The sequence below is a fragment of the Candidatus Nomurabacteria bacterium genome (genome assembly GCA_023898565.1).
Classification (GTDB): Bacteria; Patescibacteriota; Minisyncoccia; order Phycocordibacterales; family UBA918; genus OLB19.
Map to the genome: position 1 here is coordinate 108,464 of CP060228.1, position 15,318 is coordinate 123,781.

11 protein-coding genes are annotated in these 15,318 nt (G+C 48.8%); 2 read left to right on the plus strand and 9 right to left on the minus strand.

Going from position 1 to position 15,318, the window contains the following annotated elements:
* Nucleotides 1-86: 86 nt before the first annotated feature.
* The gene (locus H6780_00560) at nt 87-755 is read right to left on the minus strand and encodes an MgtC/SapB family protein (GenBank protein ID USN88903.1); all 669 of its coding nucleotides are present in this window, start codon (nt 753-755) and stop codon (nt 87-89) included.
* Between the two features lie 110 nt (nt 756-865).
* Between H6780_00560 and H6780_00565 the strand changes: the two genes are divergently transcribed.
* On the plus strand, nt 866-1,297 hold the full coding sequence (locus H6780_00565) for a hypothetical protein (protein ID USN88904.1): 432 nt from the start codon (nt 866-868) through the stop codon (nt 1,295-1,297).
* A gap of 122 nt (nt 1,298-1,419) precedes the next feature.
* Here H6780_00565 and rpoC read toward each other — a convergent pair whose 3' ends face one another.
* From rpoC to H6780_00600, 7 genes are all read right to left on the minus strand, one after another.
* A complete protein-coding gene (rpoC, locus tag H6780_00570) occupies nt 1,420-5,109 on the minus strand; it encodes a DNA-directed RNA polymerase subunit beta' (GenBank protein ID USN88905.1) in 3,690 nt (1,229 codons plus the stop codon).
* 11 nt (nt 5,110-5,120) lie between these two features.
* Nucleotides 5,121-8,333, minus strand: a complete 3,213-nt coding sequence (locus H6780_00575; protein ID USN88906.1) for a DNA-directed RNA polymerase subunit beta — start codon at nt 8,331-8,333, stop codon at nt 5,121-5,123.
* Nucleotides 8,334-9,042: 709 nt separating this feature from the next.
* A complete protein-coding gene (locus H6780_00580) occupies nt 9,043-9,459 on the minus strand; it encodes a hypothetical protein (GenBank protein ID USN88907.1) in 417 nt (138 codons plus the stop codon).
* A 48-nt stretch (nt 9,460-9,507) separates the two neighbouring features.
* Nucleotides 9,508-10,185 (minus strand): tRNA (guanosine(37)-N1)-methyltransferase TrmD, encoded by a 678-nt coding sequence (gene trmD / locus H6780_00585; protein USN88908.1) that lies wholly within the window; start codon nt 10,183-10,185, stop codon nt 9,508-9,510.
* Nucleotides 10,186-10,477: 292 nt separating this feature from the next.
* The gene (locus H6780_00590) at nt 10,478-10,831 is read right to left on the minus strand and encodes a KH domain-containing protein (protein USN88909.1); all 354 of its coding nucleotides are present in this window, start codon (nt 10,829-10,831) and stop codon (nt 10,478-10,480) included.
* Between the two features lie 126 nt (nt 10,832-10,957).
* Nucleotides 10,958-11,410 (minus strand): 30S ribosomal protein S16, encoded by a 453-nt coding sequence (gene rpsP / locus H6780_00595; GenBank protein USN88910.1) that lies wholly within the window; start codon nt 11,408-11,410, stop codon nt 10,958-10,960.
* Between the two features lie 41 nt (nt 11,411-11,451).
* A complete protein-coding gene (locus H6780_00600) occupies nt 11,452-11,922 on the minus strand; it encodes a hypothetical protein (protein ID USN88911.1) in 471 nt (156 codons plus the stop codon).
* A gap of 80 nt (nt 11,923-12,002) precedes the next feature.
* Between H6780_00600 and rnr the strand changes: the two genes are divergently transcribed.
* Nucleotides 12,003-13,946 carry a ribonuclease R gene (gene rnr, locus H6780_00605; GenBank protein ID USN88912.1) on the plus strand — a complete coding sequence of 648 codons (1,944 nt, stop codon included), beginning with the start codon at nt 12,003-12,005 and terminating at the stop codon, nt 13,944-13,946.
* A 43-nt stretch (nt 13,947-13,989) separates the two neighbouring features.
* Here rnr and H6780_00610 read toward each other — a convergent pair whose 3' ends face one another.
* Nucleotides 13,990-15,315, minus strand: coding sequence for a lytic transglycosylase domain-containing protein (locus H6780_00610; protein ID USN88913.1), 1,326 nt, complete (start codon nt 15,313-15,315; stop codon nt 13,990-13,992).
* Between the last annotated feature and the right edge of the window lie 3 nt (nt 15,316-15,318).

Below are 15,318 nucleotides of genomic sequence, written 5' to 3' on the forward strand. Positions count from 1 at the left end.
CAGGTAGTATACCCTCTCTTCCGCATTAGGGTAAAGTAGCTACCCATATCCTGCGGTGTCGCAGCAAGTTATAGCACAGAATATACTTAAACTTCAGTGACTGAAATAACCACGCTTTCAGAAACCAGCACCGCCCCAAGCTCTTCATGGGTTGTCGTGTTCATCTTCGCCTTGATGTGCAAAATACGCTCTCCCTTCTCTACCCGTGTTCGCTTAACCTGAACAATCTTTACTCCAAACTCATCAAAAATATCGAGAATTTCGTCCTCAGCCTTGTCACTATTTTTAATCGTAATTTTAAATTCTGGAAAATCGTGTAAGCTGTCAAGCCAATACTCAATTGGGGGCAAAAGCAAGAGCACTAACATAACCAGCACTGTCACCGCACCAACAAGCTCATACTCTCCAATACCCGCCCCCACCCCGAGAGACGCTACGAGCCAAATAGAGGCGGCAGTCGTGAGGCCGCGGATGGTAATACCATCTTTCAGAATCACACCCGCCCCCAAGAAGCCAACCCCTGACACGACTGCCGCCGCAATGCGCGTCGTCTCTCCATCCGGCTTACCCATAATAAACGAGAAAATAGTAAATAAGCACGAGCCAACCGAAATCAGTATCATTGTGCGAAACCCGGCACTCTTATCACGAAACTCTCGCTCAACACCTATAATCCCTCCCACAAGCGCTGCTACTAATACTGATAGAAAGTATGTAAAGAACGCTGAATCAATAAACTCAGTTAACATCTCCATAGTCTTCACATTTTAGCATGCCGTTTTTCTAGTCGAGTGAGTAACAAACAGTCTTGCAGTTTGCCTACAAAAATGTAGTATGCAGCACAGACTAACTGAAGGAGGTTGTCATGAGTACTATTTTCTTCCGCGCTTTGATTGCCTTATGCACTATCTTGCTACAATCACAGACACCGGCTGCAGCAGATGAGAGCCGTGCGTACGTCTATGGACAAGCAAACCAGCACGAAGGAAGTCCGCTGACAGTGCTCATCGAAAGCACTGAATACGTCGTTCTCAGTCCAAGTTGCAAAGAGCCCAACAATCTATGTCAGAAAGTCATCACGCTCACTGTAACATCGGTCTTTATCGATGAGCATAATCAAACACGCATAGAAAGCCTGCAGCTAACTGACGAGCTGCAAGATGGCTCGGTTGACGAAGTTCGCTATAACGGTCGACTCACACACTCAGACAAGGCGAACGAAATCTATCGGAAAGCGCTGATTGTCATTGCACGCAAACTACAAGAACAAGCGGTTGCCAGATTGATACCGCGCTGACAAACACCCCGCACACGCGGGGTGTTTTTATGCGCATTTGAAAAGGCCGGCCCAAAGGGCCGGCCTTTTCAAACACAAACACCAAGCAAAAAGACCCTGACGGGTCTTTTTGCAGATACACACTACTCTTTCTCTGCCTGCAATTCTTCAATCCGCTGATACTTCTTGCTTCCCTTGAAGCCAGAACCAGCAGGGATAAGCTTACCGATAATCACGTTTTCCATGAGACCAGCAAGATTATCATGACTTCCCTTTACCGCCGCGTTGATAAGCACGCGAGTCGTGTTTTGGAATGACGCTGCTGAGAGGAATGACTTACGTGAAAGTGACGTTTCGGTAATACCGAGAATGAGACGATCACCCTTAGCAATCTCCTTTCCTTCTGCCTTCAGGCGTTCATTCTCTTCTACCACAATCCATTCTTCTACCACTTCTCCAACCGTGAAGCGACTTTCGCCTCGTGAAGTAATTTTAAGCCGTGACATCATCTGCTTCACAATGAGTTCGATGTGCTTACGCGCAATTGTCACACCCTGGAGTTCGTAAATCTTGTTTACTTCAGAAATGATGTAGTCCTGGGTTACTTCCTGTCCACCGAACTTAAAGAGTTCTGGAAGGAGCGCTGAACCGTCAGTGAGGATTTGACCAGCCATCACTGTGTCGCCCTTAGAGACAAGCACCGTACGACGATAATGCACTTCGTACTCGTCGTTGGTACCTTTCTTCTTTGGTGCACCTGGAGCCGTCATATCTGGCGCCACCACGATGATTTGCTCGCGACCTTCGCGACGAATCTCGGTTACTACACCTGTATGCTTTGCAACGACTGCTGGAATCTTTGGCTGACGCTTTTCGAAGACTTCTTCTACGCGAGGAAGACCCTGTGTTACGTCTCCACCAGCTGACGCCGCACCTCCGGCGTGCTTCGTGTTCATCGTAAGCTGAGTACCCGGCTCACCAATCGCTTGCGCTGCTACCGTACCTACTGCCTCACCGATATCAACGAGTTCGTTGGTAGTAAGGTCGATACCGTAACAGTGCTGACACACACCGCGGAGCGTCTTACAGGTCATTGGTGAACGTACGATTACGTGTTCACACGTAGACTCTTCAGTCGCAATTGCATCACGACGTGAGAGCAAGTGACCCTTCTTGAAGATCACGTTACCCTTCGTGTCGACAGCATCTTCAGCCAAGATGCGACCTTTGATTGCCTTCGCAAATGAGATTTCGATACCTGAAGCTGAGATACGGCTAATCTTTGTACCAGCCTTAGTCTTACAATCAGCCTCAGTCACGATAGCGTCTTGCGCTACTACGAAGAGACGACGAGTAAGATATCCAGCCTTTGCAGTCTGGAGCGCCGTGTCGGCGAGACCCTTACGTGAACCGTGAGTGGTGTTGAAGTACTCAATCGGTGTGAGACCTTCCTTCATTGATGAGATAACTGGAGTCTCCAATGTTTCACCACGAGTGTTTACAATCAGACCCTTCATACCGGCCATCTGCGCAATTTGTCCGAGCGAACCTCGAGCGCCAGACTTCCACATTTCAAACGCAGAACCATCATCTGAGAGTGTTTCAGGAAGCACCTTTTCAATCTCAGTCTTAGCGCGGTGCCAGATTTCTACAATCATACGGCGACGCTCATCACGAGACAGGAGACCTTCTTCGTAGTGTTCGATAATATCGCGCTCTTCCTCACGAGCAGCTGCTACAATCGCAGCCTTCTGCTCAGGAACCACCACTTCATCAATACCCCAAGTCGTACCTGAGAGTGTCGCGTAGCGGAAACCAAACTTCTTGAGTCGGTCTACAATCGGCGGTACCGCTTCAGCCCCACGATCATCAATGATGTCGATAATTACCTGGAAGAGTGTCTTCTGAACAATCACGTCATTGATGAACGTGTGATCACTCGGCAACACTGAGTTGAAGAGCAAGCGGCCAACGGTTGTTTCGAAAATCTTTCCTTCAAACTGCTGGTACTTAGGAGTATCAGTTGCAAGCACCTTTACCTTCGCGCGGAAATCAATCACGCCGTAGTCGTAGGCATTGATAGCGTCGTTTGGTGACGCAAAATACTTTCCTTCACCCTTCGCACCTTCTACCACCTTCGTCATCCAGTATGCACCGAGTGCCATATCAAGCAACTTTTCTGACACTACCGGCTCAGACGAACCTGGCTTCAAAATATTCTTGTTAGCAGAAATGATTGTACGAGCTTCCATCTGCGCTTCTTCAGAGAGTGGTACGTGTACCGCCATCTGGTCACCGTCGAAGTCGGCGTTGAACGCACGACAGACGAGTGGGTGCACCTGAATCGCATTACCTTCAATCAGTACTGGGCGGAATGCCTGGATACCCTGACGGTGCAGCGTTGGCGCACGGTTGAGCATTACGTGCTTGCTCTTAATGATATCTTCGAGAATGGCCCATACTTCTGGTACGCCGTCTTCAATGAGTCGGCCGGCACCGCGAATGTTGTACGCCAGCTCCTGTTCCAAGAGTTCAGCAATCACAAACGGACGGAAGAGCTCAAGTGCCATATGCTTCGGGAGACCGCACTGATCAAGCGCGAGCTCAGGACCAATCACAATCACTGAACGTCCTGAGTAGTCTACACGCTTACCGAGCAGGTTCTGGCGGAAGTACCCCTGCTTGCTCTTTAGGTAGTCAGAGAGAGACTTCAGTGGACGACGCTGCGCAGCACTCATAGCTGAGTACGCGCCACCACCGTGACGGATAGAGTTGTCGATGAGCGCGTCAACCGCCTCCTGGAGAATACGCTTTTCGTTACGCAAAATTACGTCTGGAGCCTGGATATCAATCAGCTTCTTAAGACGGTTGTTGCGGTTGATTACACGACGATAGAGGTCGTTGAGGTCTGAAGACGCGTGACGTCCTCCTTCAAGTGCCACCATTGGACGAATCGCTGGTGGTACCACTGGAAGACGAGTCAAGAAGAGCCACTCTGGACGCACGCCAGCATTGATCATGCCGCGAATAAGCGCCAAACGCTTATCGAGCTTAGCTCGTTCCATAGCACCAGCCTTGGTGTAGCGGTCTTCGAGCTGATCTGCCAACGTTGGCAAATCAAGATTCTTAAAGAGTTCGAAGATAGCTTCTGCACCAATCCGAGCCTCAAACAGCGTTGAGTACTTGATTGAGAACTTGTGGAAGCTCGCTTCATCAAGTACTACACCTTGCTTAATACCCTCTACTTCCTTCTTTACCTCATCCATGCGAAGCTTGAGTGCGTCACGGGCTTCTTCGTTCGTAAGTGCCTTAAGCTTCGTCTTAAATTCAGTATCGAGCTCACCAAGGATGCGCGTACGATCCTGTTCACTCACCTTCGTCACAATGTAGCCAGCGAAGTAAATCACCTTTTCTACTGATGATGCGGTGATGTCGAGAATCATCGCAATACGACTTGGTACGCCACGAAGGAACCAGATGTGTGCTACCGGCACACAGAGATCGATGTGACCCATACGTTCACGACGAACGATCGCGCGGGTGACTTCCACCCCACACTTTTCACACACAATACCCTTGTAACGGATACCGCGATACTTCTTACACGAACACTCGTAGTCTTCGACCGGGCCGAAGATACGCTCGTCGAAGAGACCATGCTTTTCCGGACGCTGCGTTCGGTAGTTAATGGTTTCTGGCTTGGTCACTTCTCCCCATGACCAGTCAAGGATCTGTTCTGGAGAAGCCAGCTTGAGGCTTACGCCAGTGTAATTGGTTGGCACTGGTGCAGGCTTCTTGAATTCTGTTTTCTTGAATGTTGATTCGTTAGACATAGGCAGAAGCGTTAGTTGTTCTCATAATTACGACGCGTCTCTTCTTTATCGAGCTTCACATCAAGAGCGAGGCCACGAAGCTGATTGAGGAGTACGTTGAACGCAGCTGGCGTGTGTGGGTGACTGATTTGTTCACCGCGCACAATCGCATCAAAGGCTGCTGAACGTCCAACAATGTCGTCTGACTTGATAGTAAGCATTTCTCGGAGTGTATAGGCCGCACCATAACCAAGGAGCGCCCACACTTCCATCTCTCCGAAACGCTGTCCACCAACCTGCGCCTTACCGCCAAGCGGCTGCTGGGTGATAAGTGAGTATGGACCAATCGAACGCATGTGGATCTTGTCTTCCACCATGTGGTGCAGCTTCAAGATGTACATGTATCCAACCGCTGTCTTCTGCGCAAATGGCTCGCCAGTAAGACCGTCGCGAAGCTGAATCTTACCGTCGGTTGGAAGACCGGCTTCAGTGAGTTGGTTCTTTACGTCAGTTTCATTGGCACCAGCAAATGGTGGCACAATAGCCTGGAAGCCAAGCGTGCTTGCTGCCATACCAAGGTGAAGCTCAAGAATCTGACCGAGGTTCATACGTGATGGCACACCAAGCGGAGTAAGCAGTACATCAATTGGCGTACCATCTTCCATGTACGGCATGTCTTCCTCTGGAAGAATACGTGAGATCACACCCTTGTTACCGTGACGACCAGCGAGCTTGTCACCGACTGATACGTTACGTACCTGAGCAATCGTGATGTGGATGCGCTTAATCACGCCTGATTCAAGCTGATCACCGTTTTCGCGCGAGAAGATCTTTACCCCAATCACACGACCACGCTTTCCAGCTTCAAGACGAAGTGACGTATCCTTCACATCCTTTGCCTTTTCGCCGAAGATTGAGCGAAGAAGACGCTCTTCTGGTGTAAGCTGGGTTTCTCCCTTAGGAGTTACCTTACCCACCAAAATGTCACCGGGGCGTACTTCCGCACCAATGCGGATAACACCGGTTTCATCGAGATTGCGGAGCTTAAGTTCAGATACGTTAGGGATATCTGGAGTAGTTACTTCTGGGCCAAGCTTAGTATCTCGCACCGCCACTTCGAGTTCATCGATGTGGATGGTTGAGAACTTTGCCTTCTTCACGAGACGCTCAGAAATAATAATCGCGTCTTCGTAGTTAGCACCATTCCATGACATAAATGCCACGAGTGCATTCTGACCTACTGCAATCTGACCATTGTCAGTTGAGGTTGTATCAGCAAGCAAGTCGCCTCGCTTTACCTTCTGACCAAGCGCGACCGCTGGACGGTGTGCAAACGCAGAGAAGTCGTTTGTGCGCTGGAGTGACGTAAGTGGATACTCATCAGTCTTACCATCCTTCTTCTTCACTACTACTTTCTTAGCGTCTACCTCTACTACTTCACCCGCTTCGCGAGCGTAGAGTACGCGACCAACGTCACGTGCCGCTTCACCTTCAACACCAGTTGCCACAATCGGCGCCTCCTGCACAACACACGGAGTAGCCTGCTTCTGCATGTTTGAGCCCATGAGGGTACGGTTGGCGTCGTCGTGATTGAGGAATGGAATCATTGAAGTCGCCACTGAGAATGGCTGATTGGTAGCGATATCGATGTAGTCGATATCTTCACGAGCCACTACACGTGGTTCGCCCTTAAAGCGAGCCTCCACGAGCTCTGGCTTAATCTTGCCCTTGTCGTCTACCTCTACAGCAGCGTGCGCAATCGTAAAGCCCTCTTCTTCATGAGCGTTCATGTAGATCACTTCATCCTGAAGCTTTCCTTTATGCACCTTCATGTACGGTGTTTCAATGATACCGAAGCGGTTGACGCGTGAGTACATTGAAAGACGTAAGATAAGACCAATGTTTGGACCTTCTGGCGTGTGGATTGGACAGAGACGTCCGTAGTGACTTGGGTGTACGTCACGCACTTCAAAGCCAGCGCGCTCACGAGTGAGACCGCCTGGACCAAGCGCAGAAAGGGTGCGGAGGTGTTCTACCTCAGCGAGGATGTTTTGCTGCTGTGAGAATTGTGACAGCTGGTTGGTGGTGAAAAATTCCTTGATCGCAGCCTGGAGTGGACGTGGGTTGATGATCTGCATCGGAAGCGACGTTTCAGCTTCAATCGTAGACATACGATCCTGAATGTTTCGCTTCATGCGAGTCATACCAACACGCACACGCTGCTGGAGCATTTCGCCAAAGTAACGCACGCGACGGAAACCGAGGTGGTCGATATCGTCAGGAAGCGCGGTCACATCGTGATTGCACTCAATGATGTACTTTAGAATACGCTGCAAGTCTTCAGTTGAAACAGTCCGATTCGCTACTGCCTTTGCATCAATAGGCAAACCAAAACGACCATTGAAGTGGTGACGACCAATCTCTGAGAGGTCATAGCGCTCTGGTGCAAAGATAGAATTTACGAATTCCTTTGCGTTATCGATCGTCGCCAAGTCACCATCACGAAGACGCTTGTAGATTTCAATATATGAATCATCAGTCGTCTTAGCAGGATCCTTTTCAATCGTCGCCTTCATGTACTCTTCACCACGCTCAACGCCTTTCATGAGCTTGACCATGTCAGCATCCTTTTCGACACCAAGTACACGGAGGAGTGAAGAAATCGGGAACTTCTTCTTGCGATCAATCTTTACGTAAATTACGCCGTCGGCTTCAGACTCGATTTCTACCCAAGCTCCTCGAGCTGGAATAATCTTTGCTCCAAAGAGTGTCTTGCCTTTAGACTCAGCTGCGGTAAAGAAGATACCGTAACTACGAGCAAGCTGTGGCACGATAACGCGCTCCACACCGTTGATAATGAATGTACCGTTGTCGGTCATTACCGGCACATCGGTCATGAAGATTTCCTGTTCCTTGTCAGAATCAAAGGTCTTGTTCTTAAGAACTACGGTTGCACGCAGTGGCGCTTCGTAGGTTCGCTTATTTTCCTTCGCGAATTCTGGTGAGTACTTTGGCGCACCCATCTCATATTTTTTAAAGGCAAGTTCAAACTTCTTCTCTGAATAGTCTGCAATTGGAGAAAACTCCTTGAAGATTTCCTTAAGTGCAGTCTCAACAAACCACGTGTAGCTTTCACGCTGTGGCTCAATGAGGTCTGGAAGCGGAATACGTGGCGCAGCCGCTTTTTCAAAGCGTCGCTGTGGCCAGTGTCCCACTGACAGTTCGGTAACATCCTGTTTGCTCATAGCTAACTGAAGTTATTGTAATAATTTGGAAAGACAGCAGAAAAATCGCGCCTGAAGCGCTCTTGTTTCACTTTGTTTGTCTACCCGATGAATAAAAACATCACTATTGTGATTTACACACCACTACCTGCCTTTGTGAACATCCAAAACACAAAAACGACGAGAAAGTGCTTTCTTTACCCCCGCGGATATGAATCTCACCACCCAAAACTCATTCGAGATCGCATGACTGCGTTTGTGCCGGCAGTATACAGGAGGCGGCAAAATATGCAAGCATATTTTGCCGCCTTTACTTGACTTTTGCTTCTTACAAGGCATTATGCCTCCAGCTTTGTTCACAAAAGGAGACCCAACCATGCGTTGCTATTCATATGATGAATGGCCCCGTATCGCGGGAATGCTGGAGAACGGCTGGTACTTGATTGCTCTGTCACGTAAGTCATATGTGCAAGATAACCACCGTTTTGTCACATACCCCAAAGGGGAACGATTGTTCTATCTTCACAAAAGCAATGGTCAGTGTACGTACCGCACACTGGCTCTCGATGACATGGAAAAAGCCACCGACAAACGCCCTCGTCCCCGACGCGACTTTCGCGACATCGTCTGCATCGGCTTTAAAAAACAATCAGAACTCCAGTACTTTTTTTTGAAAAAATTTGTAATAAAAAAGGCCTGAGCGCATGCGCTCAGGCCTTTTCTGCTCTCATTACCTTAAAATCTGAAACTGTCCCACAAACGGTAATGGCTTCATGCGATCATGGTACGCATTATATGCCCCAAACACAGCCAACGCCAAGATTACCAAATTCAACACCTGATACACCATATAACCAAGGGACATAAGCATGACAAACAGGAAATTATGCAAAATAGAAGCTGCCACTACTACCACCAACAACACTAGCTGCTGATTGGCATGAAAACGTACGTACGGTACATTTTTTGTCTTATCATCAAGCAGTGGCAAGAAAAACAAAAATGGCAGAATATAGCCGAGTATAGCAAAAGTGCGATACTGCTCTACTCCAGACACCGTCCCGACTTCAGGAGCTGTTGTGTGCTCGGTTGTTGATGCTTCTGAATCCGTCTGTTTAGACTGCTCTGTGTTTATGTTTGGTTCCATAGTCTTCTTATCTTAGAAAATAAACCTCATCCTTCTATGCTAGCACGATTATTCTCGTACTTGTCGGCGTTTTTCAATCTCAGCGTGATTGCCGTTTAAAAACACTTCCGGTACTTTGTACTTTTTCTTTTTATACTCAATCACTTCCGGCCTGGTGTACGATTCACCAGTAGTCGCCCGACCATCCTCAAGCGATTCGATGTCGCCAAGTACACCAAGAATCTGCCGCGATGTCGCATCAATAATGGACAGCGCTGGTAGTTCACCACCCGTCAGTATGTAGTCGCCCACACTCACCTCTTCGGCTTTGAGTGCACTAAGGACACGAGCATCAATTCCTTCGTAGCGACCAGAAATCAATACCACGTGGTCGTACTTTTTCGCGTACTCTTTGGCGCGGGCCTGGTCGAAGACTTGCCCGCGCGGCGACATAACGAGCGTCTTGATTTTCTTTTTGTCTTGCTTGCGCCCCACCGCTTTTTCCCAGGCCTTGATAACCGGCTCGGCCTTCATCACCATACCTGGCCCACCACCGTAGGGCTTATCATCGACTTTATGATGCTTATCTTTGGTATAGTCGCGCGGGTTGTAGTATTTCACCTCAATCTTCTTGCCGCGATGTTTTGCCCCTTTTCCCTTTTCGGTCTTTTGCGCACGGCCAAGTACACTCGCGTCCGTGTACGCCCGACACACTTCTGGAAATAATGTAATGACGTGAAATTGCATAGAAAAATCCTAGCACAGAAAAAGCGCCGCGCCCACTCGACCTAATTTTTAGGAAGTTCACAACCATAAATAATGTGAGTGCTTGTGCGCGTGGTTGTGGCGCTTTTCATATTACATTTGAGGTTTCCTCAAGACTATAAGCTGAGTAAAGTTCGCGAAGAACACACCACAAGAGTATTTCCATTTTTATAGTCGGAACAAGTCCTCCTTAAAAACCAGGTCACAAAAAAGACCCGAGTAGGACAACTGTCCAGTGCGGGCCTTTTCGAAGTTCGACAAAGAAATTTGCAGCTTAAATCTTGAGGTCGTCGATTGCCTCATCGAGTGACTTAGGCGCAGCAGCAGGATTATCTTCCTGCATTGCGTCAGCCATTTCACGACTCATTCCTTTTCCACCTTCCGGTTCGTTAATCTTAAGATTAACGCGAGCATCGTGCTTCATACCAACAACGCGAAGGAGTGTGCGGATTGCTTTCGCGGTGTTGCCCGAGCGACCGATAATCTTTCCCATATCATCCGCGTGAACATCAAGCGTGAGAAGCACTCCCATTTCGTCAACGGTCCGGTTGATAGAAACTGCTTCTGGGCGATCAACCAACGCTTTTACAAGATTTTCGAGAAACTGCTTGTCTTCGTGCGTATCCATACATCAATTTTGGCTATACTGTTAAGCTACCGTCACGGAATGTAACGTGCTACTAAAATCATACGCAAGCAAATGCACGACGTCAATACGACACCGTGCATTATAGGAGTTTGCGTATGCGAGAAATTAGTCCTTCTTCTCTTCTTCGGCTGGTGCTTCTTCTGCAGTCTCTGCAGCCGGAGCTTCTTCAGCTGGTGCAGCTGCTTCTGCAGCCTTAGCTGCTTCAGCTTCAGCAGCAGCCTTTTCAGCTTCTGCCTTGGCAGCCGCTTCTTCTTCAGCGCGCTTTAGCGCTTCTTCATCGATAATTGGTGACTTCTTAGGAAGAACGTTAATCTTCTTACCTTCAATCACTTTCTGTCCAACGAGGATGTTGTGCACAGTATCAGATGGCTGTACGCCCTTGGCGAGCCATTCCTTTGCCTTTGCAGCATCAATTTGAACGTGATTCATCTTTGGGTTGTACGAACCAAGGCGGTCGACATGCTTGTCGCTCTTCGGGCCAGTTCGCTTATCGGTAACCACAATACGATATGAAGGATCGTTGCGGCGGCCGATTCGTTGTAAACGCATCATTAACATAGTGGCGCTAGCATAGCAAATTAATAGTTTTCGTCAATAGTTTAGCCGCGAGTACGCAAGACATCCTTGGCTTCAACCCGCAACTCAGTGTTCCCAACTGTGACTAGCCGTTCTAACATTGCCTGATCAGTGATTTCTCCAGCCTTTAACTTTTCTATCAATTTATCTATTGCAGCATATCGAACCTGCGAAGCTCGTGCAATTTTCCCATTTTCCACTAAGTCAATCATGGCACCATCACTCAAAGTTTCACCGACAATCATCTGAACTATCGCAGTTCCTGCCATCTCTTTTACACCTAAGTGCATTTTGGGAGTCTCAAGAATCAGGCTTAAGGATTTAAAATCTTCATCGCTAATCAAGTCAAGTACTGCGCTTTCGAGTACTCGGCCCGCCTCCCTGCGCTCACGCGTGCCAGGCTCAGCAACAGTCCATGCATTAACCATTTTCACCACCTCTTCATCGGGGCCCAATAATTCAGCTGGAGCTGAAGAAAAATTTTCTTGATTCATTACCCTAAATTAAAACACAGGAGCCTGACTTATGGCAATTAGAACGTTGTAATTACACCTATAAAAGGTATACTGCGCAAATGAATACAACCCATGAAGGCGCGATTATGGTTCGCGGGAAAGGCACTGGTTTTGTCGCCCATCCAGACCTAGAGGAAGATATTGTAGTGGAGCGCGAAGCCCTTGGCTTCGCGCTCGATGGCGACATCGTCGAAGTGGAGCTTAAGAAAAAAGTACCAGGCAAGCGCCAAGAAGGTAAGGTTTTGCGTGTAGTGAAAGCAGTGCACCGTGAGCTCATTGGTACGGTTAAAGAAAAAGCCGAGGGTGGACGGAAAATTCTTTTCCTAGCTCCTGACAACCACCGTATTCATATTCGCCCCATTCTTTCTGAAGCCACTGCAAACGACCTCGGCATGAAGGTGGTCGTTGAGATCACTAAGTGGTCACAACCACTCCTCGACCCGCTTGCCAAGATTGTCGAGACCATCGGCCGCGCCGGTGATCACGAAACCGAAATGCAGGCAATCATTCGCTCAGGAGGATTCTCAAAAGCCTTCCCAGAATCAGTCCAAGAAGCCGCACACAAACTCTACGAAACCAAAGAGCAGATTTTTGCTGACGCTATCGCTGATCCAAAGCGACGCGATTTCCGCGGTGTCACGACCATGACCATCGACCCGCACGACGCCAAAGACTTCGACGACGCCCTCTCAATCCAAACTCTGGAGAACGGCAATACCGAGGTTGGCATCCACATTGCTGATGTGTCTCATTATGTAGTTGAAGGAGAACCGCTCGACCAGGAGGCCAAAGAGCGCGGCACGTCAGTCTATCTCGTCGACCGGGTGATCCCGATGCTGCCGGAAGTGCTTTCCAACGACCTCTGTTCCCTTCGTCCACATGAAGACCGCCTCGCCTTCTCAGCGGTATTTGAGCTCACGCCTGAAGCCAAAATCGCCAGCGCCTGGTATGGCCAGACTATCATTCACTCGGACAAGCGCTTCTCCTATGAAGACGCGCAAAAAGTCATTACCGATCAAGCTGGTGAATACCTCACTGAACTTAATGAACTCATGCGTCTCTCACGCATCCTTCGTCGCAAACGATACGCTAATGGTGCCATCGCCTTTGAGCAGCCAGAGGTAAAATTTGAACTCGATGAGCGCGGCGCGCCAATCCGTGCATACAAAAAACACCGTACTGAGACAATGCTCATGATTGAGGACTTCATGCTCCTTGCCAACCGAGAGGTGGCCACGTATATAAATGAAAAAGCTAAAAGTCAGAATAAGGACTTAGCTTTTGTGTATCGTATTCACGACCTGCCAAACCCAGACAAAATTGAAGAACTTGCCACCTTTGTGCACGCTCTCGGCTATGAGTTTGAAGTCAAGAAAGGGTTTGTAAAAGCGACTGAGATTAATAAGCTCATGGCCGCAGTTGAAGGCAAGCCAGAAGAAGCCCTCATCAAAACTGCCAGCATTCGCTCGATGGCAAAAGCAATCTACTCAACCAAAAACATCGGTCACTTTGGTTTGGCGTTCAAGTACTACACCCACTTCACGTCGCCGATTCGTCGCTACCCTGATCTCATGGTGCACCGCATGCTTCGCCGTCACCTGGATGGCTCAACCATTGGCCAAAAAGAAACTGCTAAGTACGAGCAAATCTCAATTCAATCTTCAGAACGAGAAATGGAAGCGGTGGCTGCCGAACGTGACTCAATTAAGTTCAAGCAGGTGGAATACATGATGAACAAAGTCGGCGAAGAATTCGACGGTGTCATCACCGGTGTAACTGACTGGGGTATCTATGTGCAAGAGCAAGAATCGATGGCAGATGGTATGGTAAAACTTTCAAGCATTAAAAGCGATTTCTTCGAACACGAAGCAAGCAAGTACCGCGTAAAAGGTCAACGTACCGGTAAAGTGTACCACCTTGGCGATGTGGTTCGCGTCAAACTCACCCGCGCCGATAAAGATGAGCGCCAACTCGACTTTGAGCTGGTCGAACCGAAGAAGTAGCAGTGAGCAGTAAAATGGCCGGGGCGCTTGCGCCCCGGCCATTTTACTGCTCGCCACGCAACACCTCTGCCTGCGCATAAATCCGTGGCACATACTCGCGAGCGTGCTTACCATAACCACCAAGCCTTCCCCGCTTACTCGCCACGGCAAAATCAGCGATTGCCAGAAAAAGATCTTGACCGTCAGGCATATCTTCCACCTCAGTACTTCGTATATACCCCTTTACCGCATCTGCCACTCGAGACGAACCAGCGTTGTACGAGTTAACCATAAGCGGCACAATCAGCTGTCGCTCAAGTAGCTCTCTGCTACCAAATTTCATCTCCAAAAAGCGTATCGCCTCTGTGCCCACATTCACTAACACCTCACGATACAAATCAGAGAAAAAATGACCGGCGATCTCCACCTGACGTCGCAGTGAATGTACTTCTTCAGGCGTACCGCCATAGTGTGCCCACGTATCTGGCATAAACTGGAAAATACCCCGGGCACCAGCCACACTGGTGAGGCCGTTATTAAACTTTGATTCCTGAGCACATAGACCAGGCAGTATTCTGCGCAACTCCGCCTGGACTATAGCAGGCACAAAGTCTTCAAATTGAATCATCTGCTCGACATACTCAACACGAGATAAGTGTTCCGCGCCCACCACCGGCTTATCAGCAAAATATTCCACCAAACCTTTGTAGTCGGTAATCTGTCCAGCCTTGAGCGCATCAACCAGTCCAGGCTCATCATCTTCGTGCAAAGCTTTATTGAAATCAATCACTGCATGGAGCGGCCGCACAGCCTTACGGTCAGGAAAATTGTAGGCAAGACCATCTCTGATTAAATCAAGCCATTCACCAGAAATTCCTTCTCCCGGAATACCAATCTCATTAAGTGGACCTGGTGAATATTTATATTCACGCATCGCCACCCGTCCATCTCTGTGAAACTTCGGTGCCACCACTTCACGCAGCTGCACAGGACGCCCAACCGGTACATTATTCTCGTCAACAAACACCACTTCATCTTTTTTAAGGCCAAACCATTCACGATACCCCGCAAGCTCACCTTCAAATGACCGCACACCACTTTCTAAAGTTTCGTCTTGATGTTCATGAGCATTCTGTGCAGCACCGCGTATTTTGCCACCACTCGATTGAGTCGAAGGCGATTCGTCATCACCCTGGAGTAGGGCGCGACCACCAAGGAGCGCCAATGCTCCCCCGAGGGCACTAACACCAAACATAAATTTTCGACGACTTTCGTCGGTCATTACCCCGAGATCCTCCCTCCCCGCTTCAGGATCGGCGGCCGAACCAACGCGCACCAACTGCGGACCATATTCTGTCTCTTTTATGACTTTAAATTCCCCTTCAGACATAGA